Source organism: Photobacterium sp. 270122K (assembly GCF_059941365.1).
On sequence record NZ_JBPOEN010000002.1, the window covers coordinates 533,412 to 550,056 of the forward strand.

At 46.6% G+C, this 16,645-nt stretch carries 13 protein-coding genes; 11 read left to right on the top strand and 2 right to left on the bottom strand.

Annotated elements, in window-relative coordinates; genetic code table 11:
• Positions 1-40 precede the first annotated feature (40 nt).
• Entirely contained in the window at positions 41-2,809 is a 2,769-nt protein-coding gene (gene prsT, locus ACSF8W_RS05530; protein ID WP_500845751.1) for an XrtA/PEP-CTERM system TPR-repeat protein PrsT, read from the bottom strand.
• Between the two features lie 255 nt (positions 2,810-3,064).
• Here prsT and ACSF8W_RS05535 point away from each other — a divergent pair, with 255 nt between their 5' ends.
• The 5 genes from ACSF8W_RS05535 to ACSF8W_RS05555 are packed head-to-tail and all read left to right on the top strand — an operon-like array spanning position 3,065 to position 8,623.
• Positions 3,065-4,102: a GNAT family N-acetyltransferase gene (locus tag ACSF8W_RS05535; RefSeq protein WP_500845753.1), complete on the top strand. Its 1,038-nt coding sequence runs from the start codon at positions 3,065-3,067 to the stop codon at positions 4,100-4,102.
• A gap of 38 nt (positions 4,103-4,140) precedes the next feature.
• A complete protein-coding gene (locus ACSF8W_RS05540; protein ID WP_500845755.1) occupies positions 4,141-5,865 on the top strand; it encodes an arsenate reductase/protein-tyrosine-phosphatase family protein in 1,725 nt (574 codons plus the stop codon).
• Complete coding sequence (locus ACSF8W_RS05545; protein WP_500845756.1) at positions 5,855-6,823, top strand: polysaccharide deacetylase family protein; 969 nt, start codon at positions 5,855-5,857, stop codon at positions 6,821-6,823. The genes ACSF8W_RS05540 and ACSF8W_RS05545 overlap by 11 nt, the downstream gene beginning before the upstream one ends.
• A complete protein-coding gene (locus tag ACSF8W_RS05550) occupies positions 6,816-7,829 on the top strand; it encodes a glycosyltransferase family 2 protein (RefSeq protein WP_500845757.1) in 1,014 nt (337 codons plus the stop codon). The genes ACSF8W_RS05545 and ACSF8W_RS05550 overlap by 8 nt, the downstream gene beginning before the upstream one ends.
• Before the next feature lie 2 nt (positions 7,830-7,831).
• A complete protein-coding gene (locus tag ACSF8W_RS05555) occupies positions 7,832-8,623 on the top strand; it encodes a hypothetical protein (protein ID WP_500845759.1) in 792 nt (263 codons plus the stop codon).
• On the opposite strand, the gene ACSF8W_RS05560 is transcribed toward ACSF8W_RS05555, so the two are convergent.
• Entirely contained in the window at positions 8,616-10,070 is a 1,455-nt protein-coding gene (locus tag ACSF8W_RS05560) for a right-handed parallel beta-helix repeat-containing protein (RefSeq protein ID WP_500845761.1), read from the bottom strand. The two genes, ACSF8W_RS05555 and ACSF8W_RS05560, sit on opposite strands and share 8 nt — an antisense overlap.
• A gap of 188 nt (positions 10,071-10,258) precedes the next feature.
• Between ACSF8W_RS05560 and ACSF8W_RS05565 the strand changes: the two genes are divergently transcribed.
• From ACSF8W_RS05565 to ACSF8W_RS05590, 6 genes are all read left to right on the top strand, one after another.
• On the top strand, positions 10,259-11,185 hold the full coding sequence (locus tag ACSF8W_RS05565; RefSeq protein ID WP_500845763.1) for a hypothetical protein: 927 nt from the start codon (positions 10,259-10,261) through the stop codon (positions 11,183-11,185).
• Positions 11,186-11,238: 53 nt separating this feature from the next.
• Complete coding sequence (locus ACSF8W_RS05570) at positions 11,239-12,723, top strand: oligosaccharide flippase family protein (RefSeq protein WP_500845765.1); 1,485 nt, start codon at positions 11,239-11,241, stop codon at positions 12,721-12,723.
• An 89-nt stretch (positions 12,724-12,812) separates the two neighbouring features.
• Positions 12,813-14,162: a putative O-glycosylation ligase, exosortase A system-associated gene (locus ACSF8W_RS05575; RefSeq protein WP_500845767.1), complete on the top strand. Its 1,350-nt coding sequence runs from the start codon at positions 12,813-12,815 to the stop codon at positions 14,160-14,162.
• A gap of 154 nt (positions 14,163-14,316) precedes the next feature.
• Entirely contained in the window at positions 14,317-15,345 is a 1,029-nt protein-coding gene (locus ACSF8W_RS05580) for a GHMP family kinase ATP-binding protein (RefSeq protein WP_500845769.1), read from the top strand.
• Positions 15,333-15,923, top strand: a complete 591-nt coding sequence (locus ACSF8W_RS05585) for a D-sedoheptulose 7-phosphate isomerase (RefSeq protein ID WP_500845771.1) — start codon at positions 15,333-15,335, stop codon at positions 15,921-15,923. The genes ACSF8W_RS05580 and ACSF8W_RS05585 overlap by 13 nt, the downstream gene beginning before the upstream one ends.
• Positions 15,907-16,641: a nucleotidyltransferase family protein gene (locus tag ACSF8W_RS05590; RefSeq protein WP_500845772.1), complete on the top strand. Its 735-nt coding sequence runs from the start codon at positions 15,907-15,909 to the stop codon at positions 16,639-16,641. Before ACSF8W_RS05585 ends, ACSF8W_RS05590 begins: the two co-directional genes overlap by 17 nt.
• Positions 16,642-16,645: the final 4 nt, after the last annotated feature.

The following is a 16,645-nucleotide window of genomic DNA, read 5'->3' on the forward strand; positions in this document are numbered from 1 at the left end:
TATCCCTATCTCTCCATTTACCTTTTGCTGTCACGGGATGTTAAGGATTGATCGCTTGTAAGAGATCTTGCTTCTGTTTCTGTGATTTTTCTTCTGTGGGGGTAAGTTGATCAAGAATGATTTGAGCCTGTGCATGCTGGTGGTTCATGATGAGGCTCTCAGCATAATGCAGCCCAACTTCCACATTTGAGGACAAGTTCTCATAGGCGGTTTTCAAGGGTGACAGTGACTTTCTCGCATCGCCGGCTTTGAGTAAGCAGTAGCCATAGGTATCTTGGATCTCAGGTGCTTCGCCGGCCAGTTTATAGGCCTTTGTCGCAGACATACACGCTTGTGTGATGTCATTTTTCTCGATGTAGAGCCACGCCAGATTATTGAGAGCAATAACATTATTGGGTTCTTTATCCAATATGCGTTGGTAATGTGAAATGGCGGCTTCCGGCTTATCTTTTAACTGCATTTGTGCCAGTAACAGGGTTAGAGGCTCTGCTGCTTGTCCAAACTCTTTGATGACTTTCTCTAAGAATACTGCTGCTTTCGACGATTGATCGTTTTGCGCGTAAGCGACAGCGAGGTCTTTGGCTGCAGAAAGGCTGGGTTGTTGCTGGTAACGCTGTTTATAAACGGTAATCGCCTTCGTGTACTCTTTTTCTGCCGTGTAGAGTTCACCCTGCAGACGCAAGAAATACACATCTTTTTTCATGCTGTCAGGTTGTGCATCTAATAACGATTGGCTGGCGGCGAATTGTTCATCTTTGATGAGTAGCCCCGCTTTCATGAGTGTAAATTCAGGGCGGTCACTGAACAGCTGGGTTGCTTTATCCGCGACGTTAATACCGGTTGAATAGTTGCCCGTTAGCTCACTGACCTGAATGGTGCGGATGTACGCTTCAGGATTGAGAGGATCACGATCCAACCATTGGGTGGCCGCATGAAACGCTTTACGGTAGGCGTCTTGCTTGAAATACAGTAACGTCAAGAAGCTCCAGGTATCCGCGGATTGCTGGTTTGTCGCAAGCGGTTTAAGTAAATTGACCCCTGCCTCATAGTTACCCAGTGAGGCGTAACTACGGGCGAGGATCATTCTAACATCGATAGTGTCAGGGTTTTCTTTGACGTGCTTTTTGTACAGTTCAGCCGCTTGTTCGCGTTGTGCGTCTGTTTCTGCATATTGGAATAGGTATTTAGCGACGACATAGTTATTTAAGTTATCTTGCGCGAGTAATAACGTATGGTTGAATGCTTTTTCCTTCTCTCCCTGAATGAATAGCAACTGGCTCAGTGACAATTGCGTCGTGATGTTATCAGGGGAAAGCTTGGCGGCTTTTTTAAAGTATTGCTCTGCGTTTGTGTAATCGCTTTTTTGAATCGCCATATGGCCTTTCAACATAATAGCGACGGGTTCATCGGGTGCAGCAGCCAGCCAGTTATCCACGGCTGTTGCCGCTTCAGCGTTATTCTCATTATTGAGGTAGTAGTAAATAAGCCCAAGATTAGCATCCGTAGAGGCGGGCTGCTTGGCCAGTACTTTGTTAAGTTGCGCAATACCACGTTCATCATTGTTACCCAATTGAATGAGCCCTAAACGTAATGCGGCATTGTCAATTTCATGGCTGTTCGCTTTCGCGGCTAATGCGACGGCATCGGTTTTTCGGCCTATGCGGGCAAACTCTAAGCTCATTTCTGTGGTGAAATCGTTGTTCTCTTCAATCGAGAGATCAAACGCGTCCAGTGTCGATAATGCACCGTCCATATTCCCCAGTTGAAACTGGGTCGAAGCGAATAACCGTTTCACGAAATGGTTGCTATCGACAAAGGGGGCGACCCGTGAAAAGTGACGATTAGCTTCGTCATAATTGCCTTGTTTATAGGCGGTGACCCCTGAAATGATCATGGCACCATGGTTTTGTGAGCCATTTTGTATTGCCACGTCGGCATGGGATTTTGCCGCATCGTATTCTTCACGATCATAAAGAATAATGGCCTTCAGTTCATTGGCCAGTGCATGTGCTTGGTGAACAATCAGTAGGCGATCCACATAAGGTTCTGCTTTGATGTATTGTTGATCCCTGACTAATGCTTGTGCCAGAAACAAGTTGTAATGCACCGCGAGCGGGGTCAGTTCAACCGCTTTGCTATACGCTTTTATCGCTTCATCATGCTCACCCGCGGCCAACTCAAGGTGCCCGATGATCAGCAATAGATCACTGCTGTCGCCATAGGTGCGATGTAACGCATTCAATTGTGCGCGTGCCTGCTCTAACTGTTGCTGTTCGGCCAGCAAACTGCTGTGCGCGAGTATCACATAATAAGCTTCACGATCGAAGGTCTGGGCTTTTTTTATCATGGCCTCAGCGTCATCGGCTTTGCCATGTTGAAGCTGAACGATGGATTTGATGGCCAAGACGTTGGCCATCGCGGTGGGATCATCCAGTGTCGATTTCGCAACCAATTGATTCAACGCGTGAATGTCGCTTTGACCAAATAGTGCCTGAGCCAGCAATGGTGTGAGGAGATTGACGTCACCGCCATTACGTATCGCTCGGCTAAATTCTTTTTCTGCTGTTGCGAAATTACCCAGCCGTAGATAGGTCTCTGCTAATAGGTGTCGCGACTGGATGTTTTCTGGTGCCTGTTGAATGGCATTTTTCAATTCAAGAATGGCGGCATTGATATCCCCTTTTGAAAGGTAGTCCTTCGCATTAGAAATATGCTGCTCTGGCGTTTCTGAATTACAAGCGGTAAGGATAAGTGAAAAGGCAATGGCCGTGCTGCTTGCTTTTAGAAACGAAAGTAACCGACATTCCATAGATACCTCACGTAATAATAAAAAAGTTCACTTCAAGTAATCTTAGTAAGAATAATCACATATGAAGAGATAAATTTATTCTATACATCTCGGTTAGGGGATTTGTTCATCACTCATAATCCTGTCTATTCTTACTGATGACTCAGGTAGCTATGACCATGTGAATGTCATAAACAGGGAACAATGATGGATAGACAAAAAAATAACATTCAATGTGAGATTTTTTTTAATCCAGACCGGGCGTGGGTCGCAAAGGTGTGGCATTCACTGGAGCAGCAAGCGCCGCGTAATTTCTTTCTTTCTTGGAAATGGATTGGGTGCTGGATTGAGTGTTTTGTTGATAATTTTTACCTTGTAGAAGCACGGCAAGGTAGCAATATTGTTGGTCTTGGTATCATTGTCGAAGCCGCCGGGAAAACAGGCATAGGACAAAAGAAACGTTATTATTTGCACCGAACCGGTGTCCCCCAACATGACCAAATTTGGATTGAATACAACGACTTCTTGTTGAATGCGGAGTACACAGAGGTTGTTAGGCAACAAATGATGTCAACGGTGATGCGCACCCTGATTAAAAAAGACATTTTTGTGATCGGAGCTTGCGACAGTGAGGTCTTCAATGGGACATTCCTTCCTCATTTTGCACGGCAGTGCTTGTGGGAAACAACGACATATATGCTTGATCTTGAGCGGCTGAAAGCACAGCACGGAACCTTAGATCGCGCCATTTCCCGCAGTGCCCGTTATCAGATTCATCGCAGTATTCGTCAATATGCCGCATTGGGCGTACTGACGGTAACAACAGCGCAGTCTACGGAAGAGGTGGAGCAGTATTTTGATGAAGCGCGTCCTTTTCATGTGAAGCGATGGGGGGATAAGGCCGGGCAAAGCGGCTTTATGAATCCGGATTTTATGCGTTTTCATCGTCACATGAATGAACAAAATCATGATGTGATGGCCGTGAGTAAGATCATGGCAGGCAAGCACACCGTGGGCATTATTTATAATATTCATTGGCAAGGACGGGTGTATTTCTATTTGAGCGCATTGAATTATGACTTGCCGATTAAACACGCGAAGCCAGGCTTGGTTGCCCATTATTTACTGATTAATCAGGCGTTATCACAAGGCGCTGAACGTTACGATTTTATGGGGGGAGCGACGCGATATAAACGCACGTTTGCCAATACAGAATCAGGACTGGCGGTGTATGCCTTTCAGCAGCCGACGATGGCGCTGCACGTTGAAAACACCATCCGCGATCTCAAACATCGATTGTCATTGACTGACTAGTACAAAGCGCAAAGCGACGCCGTTGCCAAGGTGGAAACATGAGCACAGAACAAGGACGAAAGCCGACGGTACTCATACTCGGTGAAGACACCCGCAGTTTTTTAAGTGTGATCCGCTCTCTCGGGGAGGCGGGATATGCGGTGCACGTTGTGTGTTACGACCGCACCAGTCCCGCGCTGGCGAGCCGGTATATCACGATGGCAAAATTTTATAACTACCAAGCGTATTCTCAATCGCAGTGGTTAGACGCCGTGCAGCAACTGATTGAACGGTATCAGTTTGACGTGATTATTCCCTGTGATGAACGGTCGATTTATCCCTTGTGGTCAGTCAAAGAGACCTTGCCGGAAAAGACAAAACTGGCGATTGCGAACGATCACGCATTAACGGCGTTGTTTGATAAATGGAAAACCAAACAGCTGGCAATGAAATGCGACGTACCTGTTGCACAAGGCCGATTAGTCACCCTACCAGAAGAAAATTATTCCCGTTTGGCGGATGAATTTGGCGACAGTTTTGTGATTAAGCCGCTGCAGTCGTTTGATGAAGAGGGGCTCAATAAACGCCAGAATGTCAGCATTATTCACAATGATGAGGACTTTAATCAGGTGTCATCGGCGGCGGATACCGTGATGGTAGAGGCGTTCTTCTCCGGTTGCGGCGAAGGGGTATCGGTGTTCTCGGTGGATGGCCAAATTCAGATGGCATTTTCGCATCAACGTGAAGCCGAACCTAAGCATGGGGGCGGGAGTTCTTATCGAAAAAGCATCCCGCATGATCCAGAACAACTGGCTGCGGTGGCGGCGATGTGTCGTGAAACCGCTTTTACCGGTGTCGCCATGTTTGAGTTTCGGCGCAACCCGGACACGCACGCCTGGATCTTGGTGGAGGTGAATGCCCGCTTTTGGGGATCACTGCCATTAGCGGCTTACTGCGGTGTCGATTTCCCTGCGGTGTATGCGCAATACCTGCTGAACGGTCAATTGCCAAGCCAACCGATCATGACGTATCCCTTGCACCGTTACGCCCGTGCGTTAACCGCCGATTTTTACCAGCTACGGCGTGAATCCGGTATACGGACGATCAGTCAGCGACTGATGCAATATGGGCGGATCGCCTTAGGTCGAGAGCGCATTGACAGTTTTACGTGGCGAGATCCCGCCCCCTTTTTTAGCGAGGTGATGGCGATTGCAGCGCAAATTGCATTGGGTGTATGCCGCCGTTTCCCGCTGTTATTGAAATACCGCAGTATGCGTACACAGTCGCGATTAAAAGCGCTGTTTAAGGCCAATCCCCATCGTCGGATACTGTTTATTTGCTACGGCAACATTATGCGAAGCCCATTTGCTGAGCAGGTGTGCAAATCACTGTTTGAACGTGATAGGGCCGTGTGTGATGTCGAATCCTTTGGCTTTCATGTGCCTGAAAATCGACAAAGTCCTGAGGAAGCCCAAGCGGCGGCACAGCATTTTAACTACCGCCTCGATCAGCATCGGTCGAAATGTTTGCGTCAGTGCGATCTGCTTGATGATGACATTGTTTTCTATTTTGATGAGCGAAATGGCAGCACAATCGCCGCCAGTTACGATATTGCGAATGCCTTTTGCCTGGCCGATTTGATCCCGTTGCGCGCGCCTATGCTGCATGAGGTTGCAGACCCTTATGGCCATGGAATGGAGGGCGTCACAACCTGTTATACCCAAATTGAACGTGCTATTGCCTACTTGTTGAGATGCTATCAGAGGGATGTGTATGGTCGCTAAACTTGCTGTTGTTATTCATGCAGAAGAAGAGTTTGATTGGTCGGGAGGGTTTAAACAACATCAAGACCAAGTCACACACCATGTTGAATTAATCACGTTAATTGATGACATGCTGGCGGTGGGGGCCAAAGTGACGTTAGCGATGGATTATCCGTTTGTTACCAGTGACGGTGGCCAACAAGTGATTGCCCACTGTCAACGTTACGGCAAAGCACACATTGAATTTGCCGCGCATTTACACCCTTGGGTGACGCCCCCGTTTGATGAACACAGTAAAAACGGTGAAGTGGCCAATGTGCTTTCTTATCCGGGTAACCTGACGGCGGAATTGGAATATGAAAAACTCAAAACACTGACGGATGCGATAGAAGCGGTGACTGGGCAACGCCCCGTGACGTATTTGGCTGGGCGTTACGGGATTGGTTACAACACCGCGGGTATTTTGAAGCGATTAGGCTACCGTGTCGATCTCAGCATCAGTGCGTTTACTGATTTTACCCATCAAGAGGGGCCTGATTTCCGGCACTATAACAATCAAATGTTTCAAGAGGGTGCGATCACTTACCTCCCGCATACCTGCTGTCGGTACTCGGCTTTCCCACCATTAACGAAGGTACTCAATAGCACCCCGACGTTACTCAATAACAATGATTTGGCGAGCCGAGTAGTAAAGAAATTGCTCGGGGTCAAAACGTACCGTTTATCGCCAGAGGGAACGGGGTTAGCCGATATGATCACGGCGGTTGAAAATCAACTTCGTCTGGGCCATGAGCACCTCATTATGTCTTTTCATTCTCCCACGGTGAAACCGGGCATGACGCCTTATGTTTCTAGTGTGGATGAGCAGCAAGCGTTTACCAACACAACGGTTGACTTCATTAAATGGTTTAAGGGTGTACCGAATTCGGAAATGGTGACGCCGGCCAATCTCAATGCTACCGGAGGGCATTATGGTTAAATCGCATTCTCCTTTTTTTTCAGTGATCATTCCTACGCGTAATCGACCCGTATTATTTGAGTTAGCGTTAAATTCAGTGCTAAACCAGCACTTTGAAGACAAAGAAGTTATCGTCGTGAATGATGGCAGTGATGATGAGTATGTTGCGCAGTACGAAGCGATCATTGAAAAACATGCCAATGTGACGTTCTACTCGTTGGTTCAGCGCGCCAATGGTCATGGACAAAGCTATTCAATGAATTTTGGTGCACAAATCGCCAAAGGGGAGTATCTCTGCTTCTTGGATGATGATGACTACTGGACCGACTATGACTACTTGTCGCGCGCTAACAGCAATTTGTTAGGAAAGCGGATTGATTTGTATTACTCCAATCAAAAGGCGTTCTTTTCCGATGGTACGCAGAATGAGAGTAACGTCTGGATTGAAGATCTGATTGAAAAGAAAGAGTTTATCCCGAAAGAAAACCACAGTGCTTACCCCGTAGATACCCAAACCTTACTTGATAGTCAGGGGTTTGCGCACCTGAATTGCTCCATATTTAAGCGTGATTTTTACCAGTATATCGGCGGTATGGATGAAAATATTCGTTATGAATGTGACCGTGATATTTATATCCGTGCCATCGATAACGCGGATTATATTCTTTATGATCCGGCCTTTGTTTCATACCACAATATCCCCGACAAAAATGATGATAAAAACATGTCGACCGCTGTCACTGTGTTTGAAAAGCGGCTTTATCAATTAAGGGTGTATGAGAAAGGCATATTGCACAGTGTGCGACCTGAAATCATTCAACATTGTCGCTATGGGAAAAGTGTTCAGTTCAAGTTTATTGCGGAAGCATTTGCTGAACAGGGAGAGTATCACCGCGCCTTTTCCTATGCCTGGCAGGCACTGGCCGATGGCTTCTCAATCAAGTGGTTATTGTATTGCCATTACTTAGCGGGAAGAAAATTGTTTACCCATAAAAGTCATTCCGCGGCCATTGAAGAGGGACGATAAACATGATTGATGTAAAAGATGCCGTTACCAAAGCACGGTTGTTATTGCCGACACAGCATGTCTTTTTGATCAGCCACATGCGGGCCAATACCAGTGTTGTGTCCCACTTAATCGGCAGCCATGATGATATTTCTGGGTACTATGAAATGCACATTGGCTACTACAGCTGGAAAAGTTTTATTAATCAGAAGTTTAAATTCCACGAGCAAAATGAGTCAGAACCGTTAACCCCTATTTATTTTGATAAGTTGCTACACAATGATCATGGCGTTAATCCGGCTCTGCTTGACCATCAAAATGTGAAATGCCTATTTTCAATCAGGGAGCCCGTCGCAACCATTAATAGCATTGTGAAGCTGTACCGTGCAAAGCACCCAGAACACCCGTTCACAGAGCAGCATAATGCCGCGGTGTATTATTGTGAGCGCATTCAGGGGATCATAGATTTTGCGATGGCCTTTGAAGGGGACAATACGTATTTGTACTACGATGCGGAGGCGTTGATCTCTGATACAGAAACGGTATTGGGCGAGATCCAACGCTATATTGGTTTGGATTCCCCTTTTGAAACCACCTATAAACAGTTTGCGCAGACCGGAAAGAAAACGGCCGGAGACAGTTCAGAGAACATTCTCTCTGGCAAAGTGCTAAAAAAGAAAGGGGACAGCACCGCACTGGATATCGATGAGGAATTACTGCAGCAATGTCAGGATGCGTATGTGCGTTGCCGCACATTGCTGAAAAGCCGCAGCTGGGTCAGTGAGGGGGTAGAGCCCGTCACGACGGTCAGTTAGCCGAAAAGCAGGCTTTATCTTGATAAATCGCCCCTATGTAGGCGGTGCCCTGATGAACGCGATTACCGCAAAAATCATACACCGTCTGCGTAGTGGGTTTGGCATCTAACGCGTAATCAAATAACGCATCAGGGTTGGTAACAGAAAACACCCCATTTTGTGGCGCGGTAAAAATAGCATTGAGGGTATTGCTTTGTCGCATAAAGGACGCCGGCGACACAAGGTTGTTCATGGTGTCGATATGGGCCGCATCACGTGGTTTAATGCGTCCGTTTAAAATGTTGTTGTATATGGTGGCGCTCGATATTGGAAAGCGTACATCGATGCCTGCGGTGTTATAGAGGATATTGTTATTAATCGTGATTGACGATGCGCGCTGGCTATAAATACCGACATCATTGCAGTGTAGAATAAGATTGTTACGCATTACCGCGTCTGTTACTTCATAGTCGGCTTTCCCTCTGCGGTGATCTTGTTGCATCCCCCCACCACCAAATGAGATCCCGACCTGACTGCCCGGATAGCTTTCTTGTCCCGTGTTGCAGATCACAAGGTTTTGTTCAAATACGCCTCCCTTAATGCCCCCTTTCATGTACGCCCCATAACTGACGCGGTTGCCACCCAATTTAATGAAATCATGAATGATGTTCTTTTTGATGACCCAGTCACTGCCATGGTCAAGGTTGATAGGGGTGACAGAAAGGTGAGTGTTTCGTGGGGCGGTGGCGCCAAACACATTGTTACTGATCACGCCATTATCCGGATATTGGGCATCTTGCTGGTTGATTTTTATGGCAGCATTAAAATCATAAAACGTGTTGTGTGCCACTTGTGTGTAATCAGCATCGCCGACGATATGTAAGGCATGATCACACTGACTATGTTGTTCACAGGCGCCGATAAACTGAATGCCTTCAATCTGCCAATGTGGTTGGTTAATGACAATGCCTTCTCGGCTACTGAGTGCGAGGGTGACTTGGCCACGAGTGGCTGCTATAACCCGAATCGGTGCAGAAGCGCTGGCTGTTTTTTGGCTGACGTTGAAGCGCTTACCTTTTAGTTCATAACGGCCATTTTCAATCACAATGGTTTGCCCCGGAAGTGCATCACGCAAGGCAGTCAGCAGCGCCTGACTGGTATTCACCGTGATCATTGAAAGAGGCGGAAGGGGAACCGGGTTCGTGGCCGGGCCTATATTGGGCCAAGTACGCGGCGTAAAGGGCTGTTCAAATGCATAATGGGTCGTGACGCGCTCTGACAGCGACAGTAATAATTGGGCGGATGAGGCGGAGTAGGGCTTTACCCATTCTGCCGAATAATGGAATAGCTCGCCTAAATTATTCACACGGCTCCCGACATGCGCAGCGCCTTTTACGCTGACAGCGAGCAGTAGGATATTAAACAGCACACCACAGACAAAGACATATTTTTTAACGTATTTTTTCATGTTTTTGCCTTTTGATTGGTTTATCTCTGCAAGAAACAAGCGCGCGGATTACACGCCATCTAACAAATATATACCAATGCCCCATAATATGAGGCGTTGCATTATGGTGTTTTTTTGTTTTGTGCCATGCTTAAAAATGACGCTAATTTGATGTTTTCCATCTGTGCGTCAGTGGCATGGAGGGCGGCATGATGCACCATTGGATTGACAAAATAACGCGCACAGTCGGTAAAGTATTTTGTGACAAACAGTTGGTCAAAATTCTTCACTCTGAACCGGCAACGTGTCAGTCGGAAACGCCAGTCTTGGTGTTTTCTATGATTGGGCATCGGGTAGTGAATGACTATTTGGTGGCAGTTAAAACGCTTTTACTGCGCTGTCCTGTGTCACAAGTGCACATCTTAAATGATGGATCATTAACAACCGGCGACAGGGCAACGCTACAGCATCACTTGCCGCACGTAGTGATTCATGAATATGCCGATGTGGATATGACTGGGTTGCCTAGGGGGAACTGTTGGGAGCGTCTGGTGACGTTGTTAACCTTGGCGGAAGATCACTACGTGATCCAATTGGATGCTGACATTGTGGTGAATGGCGATATGGCTGAAGTGCTGGTGGCCATTGCGCACAATGATGCCTTTTTATTGGGATCCCCAGAATGGTCTGTCGCACTGTCAATCAATGAGATGTCCTCGATCGCCAAACATTGGGGAGAGTGCCATATTCAAGGGCGCTCAGAGCAAGAGTTTTCGGGTCTACCGCTTTTTCAACAGACGACCGCCTCGTATTTTCGGGGGTGTGCCGCGTTTGTTGGTTTGCCTGCGGGGACTCAATATTTGCCGATGTTGAGGCAATTTTCCGCGCAGATGACTCAGGCGTTAGGCGAAGATAAATGGAACACGTGGGGATCAGAACAAGTTGCTTCCAATGTGATCGTCTCGTCGGCGAAAGGAGCCCATGTCTTGCCTTGGCCGAAATATCAGACGTTTATGTTTCCCCCTACAGAGCACCCGCACGATGAAGCATCACTGATTCATTTTATGGGGACGTGTCGATACCAGAGAGGCACATATCGGCGTATTGCGACGCAAGCCATGCAGGATCTGGCATGAGATCAGTGGCCCTACCCATCGGTATGAATGACACCAATCAATAGGGAAGATGAATGGCAATATCCGATCACGACGGGCTGATGCACAGTGCTAAATGGGCATTGATCTGTAATTGGTATAGCCGAGGTATCGGTCTCGTTAATACGCTTATCTTACTGAAATTACTGGGGACAGAAGATTTCGGTATCGCCGCGCTGGCCACTTTTTTTGTGTCGTTATTTGAAGCCTTTTCCCACATGGGAACCAATAAATTTGTCATCACACAGGGCAAGATGTCAAAACGGGAATTGGACAGTGTATGGACGTTAGGGTTGGTACTGAAAGGTGTGGCGTCCGTTACCTTATTTTGTTCTGCCGATCTCATCGCTGATTATGTCAATAATGCGGCGATGGGAGATGTGATACGGGCGACCTCTTTTATTCCCTTGTTATTGGGGCTGCGTAATGTGGCGCTTGATGTAGAGGAAAAAAATTATAATTTTAAATTGCTGCTGGTTAATACCATGATTGCCAAAACCGTGGGTACGGTGGTTTCTATCAGCTTGGCCATTTATTTACAGTCCTACTGGGCGCTGATCATTGGGGTGATAGCCCTCAATACCACGGAGATTATACTGGGCTATGTCATGTGCCCCTATTGGCCAAAGTTGTCATGCCGTTATTGGCACAAGCAGTGGAACTTCTCAAAATGGCTGTATTTTTCATCTATTTTTGGTTACTTGCGTTCCCGTATCGATGTGTTGATTCTCGGCAACATTGTCGGTACCCGCAGTGTGGGTGTCTACAATGTATCGACGGAATTTGCTTGGCTATCTTATGTCGAAATCGTTGGCCCAATTAACCGGGGATTATTTGCCGTTTTAGCCAAGTTGCATGACAACCCATTAATGTTTCAGTACCGATTATTGAAGCAGATGAGTTTAAATTTGCTGATCGTGATTCCCTGCGCTTTTGGCATGATGGCCATCGCCGGACCTTTTACCGATATTATTTTGGGCGATGAATGGCAGGATGCTGAGGCCCTGATTGTGAGCATCTCATGTTTGATGATTGTGATGGCCACGCACGGATTGATCAATACCGCGTTAACCGTGAAAAAGAAATTGGGCGTTTTGATGTTATCCGACATTATCGCCATTGTTGTGATCGCCACGGTATTTATGCTGCACCGTTCATCCACCGTACAAGAATTAGCCGAGTTAAGAATGTGGGTCGGGGTCGGCTTTTTAGGGTGGTTACTGTTTCTGAATTACCGGATCTTGAATATCTCCGTGTTTGATTTGTTATCCCTGTTCGCGATTCCATTGGCGGCGAGTGTCGTGATGTATTTGGGTGCACATGAAGTGGTGATGTCGATGGATAACGCCATTGCACAATTAGTCTTTGCGATACTGGCTGGGATTATATTGTACATTGGCATGTTCGGTTTATTGGCATACATGTTTCGGAAAAAATTTGTCTATTACTGGGAATGCTGTGATTTTACCTATACGTATCTCCATAAAAAAATCAGTATAAAACTTCAAAAGGAGAATTGAATGGAATCTATTCTCTTTTTAGTTGCCTTGATCGCTTTCATCCTAGTGACTTATTTGTCGATAAAAGATGATGATAAGGATGATAACGAATGAGAGACCTCGTATTTGTACTTGTCATTGTCTGTTTGGTTATTTTAGCGCTGCGTAAGCCTTATGTCGCGGTAACGCTATGGTTGTGGACGGGACTTTTTGTCCCTAAATACTGGTTGCATGGTTTTGCTGCGGGTATCAGTTTCAATAGCCTCTTTGTGTTATTGACCTTTATTATGTACGTGGCCTCACCGGATAAGCGTGCGTTACGGTCAACGCCGTTATTGATTGTATTTTTTCTGTTCTTCGCCCACGTTACACTGACAACGGTGTTTACGGTGGCCGATCCAGACTATGTGTTTAATGAGTGGGTTAAGTTCTCTAAAACAATATTAATGATGTTGTTTATGTTTTTGATTATTAAATCAAGAAATCACTTCAACTACTTATTGATGGCATATGTATTCTCATTGGGATTTATGGGGGTTGTCGAAGGGCTTAAATTTATGGCCACGGCAGGGGGACACCACATAAAGGGACCAAGTAATAATATTTTATCTGACAATAATCACTTTGCATTAGCCCTTTGTATGGTGATGCCTGTCGTGGTTTATCTCTTGGGACAATACAAGCAGAAACTGTACCGCATTGGTCTTATCACCATCTTGATTTTGTGCGTCTTAGCGGTATTGGGCACCCAATCGCGAGGCGGATTTATCGGGTTAACGTGTGTGGGTGGGTTCTTCTGGATCAAGAGTAAACGGAAAATACTGACGTTGATCGGGTTTGGCGTATTAACGCTTCTTGCCCTACAATTTTTACCTGAAAAGTGGTTCAACCGCATGAATACAATAGAAAATGCGGAAGAAGATGGATCGTTTATGATTCGGGTGAAAGCGTGGAAAATGTACACGTTAATGGCCATAGAGCGCCCTATGGTAGGGGGCGGATTCCGCTCGATGCAGTTTGGCTATGTTTGGCGTTCGGTGGCGGGGGATTTTGACAAGTTATCCTTCATTGAATCCCCTGAACCCGGCGAAAAAGGGTGGGCAGCACACAGTATCTATTTCCAGGTGCTTGGGGATCATGGCTTCTTGGGTTTAGGCCTCTTCCTGGGGGTCATTAGCGTCGCGTATTTCACGTTAAGTAATATTATGCGAAAAGTAAAAGATCTTGAGCGACTGCGATGGCAATACAACCTTGCAGGTATGCTGAAATTATCCATTGTGGCGTATTGTGTGTCAGGCGCCGCGTTGTCGCTACCTTATGCGGAAGCGTGTTGGTCGTTTATTGCCGTCGCGATTGCATTGGATTTATCGATGCGAGAGTCACTCGATGAAATCAAAAAAGAAAAAAATCGCGCCCCGGCATCTAAGCCAGCGTTAAAGCAACCTCAGCATGCGGGATAAAAGGGCGGGTTTGTTGTATTCAAGGATGAATAAACCCGTACTCGCTATCACTAGACATTTTCTTGCATAAATGGATTTGCTCTACCACTCTAAAATAGTTGTTGTAATTTTTTGTGGTCTTGTCATTTATTTAACACTGACAGAGGACTTGTCAATGATTGTACGCTCACGTTCACCACTGAGATTAGGATTAGCAGGCGGAGGGACCGATTTGTCCCCTTACTGTGATAAATACGGGGGGTGCGTGCTCAATGCGACCATTGACATGTATGCCCACTGTACCATTGAAATGGATGATACTATTGAAGGCGTCTCCTTTTATGCGCAAGATATTGATGAACATTTCCATTCTGATTTAACGGGACAATTGCCATTAGACGGTCGATTATTATTGCACAAAGCGGTTTATAACCGTGTTATTTCTGAATATAACGATGGCAACCCGTTATCACTCAAAGTCTATACCCACTGCGATGCTCCCCCAGGGAGTGGACTGGGCTCCTCATCGACCATGGTTGTCACCATGATCAGCGCTTATCAAAAATTGCTGAATTTACCGTTGGGTGAATATGACATTGCGCGTCTGGCGTATGACATTGAACGGGTTGATTGCCAACTCTCTGGCGGGAAGCAGGACCAATATGCCACTACGTTTGGTGGCTTCAATTTCATGGAATTTTACGATGAAAATAAAGTGTTGGTGAATCCGTTACGGATCCGCCGATCCATTTTGAATGAGTTGGAAACCCAGTTGTTATTATATTTTACCGGCGTGTCTCGTTCATCAGCGAAAATCATTGATGATCAGGTAAAAACCACATCGGGGAATACAGAGAAACCCTTGCAGGCCATGCATGAGGTGAAGCAATTGGCGTTTGAGATGAAAGAGCGATTATTGCATTCCGATATATCCGGTATGTCGCATTTATTTCAGGAGTCATGGGTGGCCAAAAAAGCCACATCGCCTGCGATATCAACGCCTTTGATTGAGCAAATTGAAGATCGTGCCATGAGTGCGGGGGCGACGTCGCTGAAAATCTCAGGGGCAGGTGGCGGCGGATTTATGATGCTTTTTGTGGATCCACTGAAACGTATCGCGGTTGAAAATGCGCTAGAGGATTTAGAAGGGACGGTCCATCCGTTTAAATTTACCCAAGAAGGAACCCAATCATGGAAAGTTTAACGTATTTTCAGCAAAGCATTGTTCAGTCGATTGCGGTGAAACAACGGTTGGTGGAATCCCCTGAAGTGATGGCGACCATCGGGGAAGTCGCGGATCTCTGTTTAGCGGCCTATAAGCGTGGAAATAAAGTGATTTTGGCGGGTAACGGGGGCAGTGCTGCCGATGCGCAACATATTGCGGCGGAGTTTGTTAGTCGATTTAACTTTGACCGCCCCGGTTTACCGTCGATGGCATTAACCACCGACACCTCGGTGCTCACGGCGATAGGGAACGACTACGGGTTCGAGAAGTTGTTTGAACGGCAGTTGCAAGCCAGTGGCCAGCCGGGGGATATTTTCATTGGTATTACCACATCGGGCAATTCACCTAACATTCTCAAGGCCATGGCGTATGCGCGTGAGCATGGGATCACGGCTGTCGGGTTAGCGGGACAAGGTGGTGAAATACAACATGCCAGTGATTTGTGCATTGCTGTGCCATCATCCGATACGCCTCGTATCCAAGAGTCCCATATTCTGATTGGCCACATGATTTGTGGTTATGTGGAGAAGGAGTATTTCAATGGCTACACAGGATGACATTGTTGCCATCGTACTTTGTGGTGGGCTCGGCACGCGGTTAGGGGATATGACGAAATCCCAGCCGAAGCCTATGGTGGATGTGGCTGGCCGGCCTTTCATTGAGCGCGTGTTAGATAATTTAGTCGAGCAAAATGTATCACGCATTGTGCTTGCTGTGTCCTACTTGCGGGATGTGATTGAGCGTTATTTTGGTGCCTCATACCGCGGTGTTGCCATCGAGTATAGTGTGGAAGATGAACCACTAGGGACGGGGGGCGCGATTGTGAATGCGGTGCGCCAATGCCAACTCGAAGAGAAAACCTTGCTGGTCGTGAACGGTGACAGTTACTGTGAATTTGATTTGAGCGGGATGCGCCGACAGTTGGCAGATGCCAATATCGTGATGGTCATTAAATATCTCCATAACACCAGTCGCTATGGCACAACCCAGTTGGATCAAGAAGGCCGTGTGATTGGCTTTTTAGAGAAAAAGCGCAGTACGTCGGGTTACATCAATGCGGGGATTTATTTGCTGCGTGGCAGTGAGTTTTCGTCGAGCCCATTGCAGACGTTCTCGTTTGAAAAAGCGTTTCTTGAGGGAGCGGCAGCACGATCTCTTGAGGTAGTCAGTCAGAAGTCAGACAGTTACTTTATTGATATCGGTATCTTTGATGACTACATGTTGGCGAATGAATATTTCAAGCAACACGATAATGTGATGCATGAACGGCATTGATAAT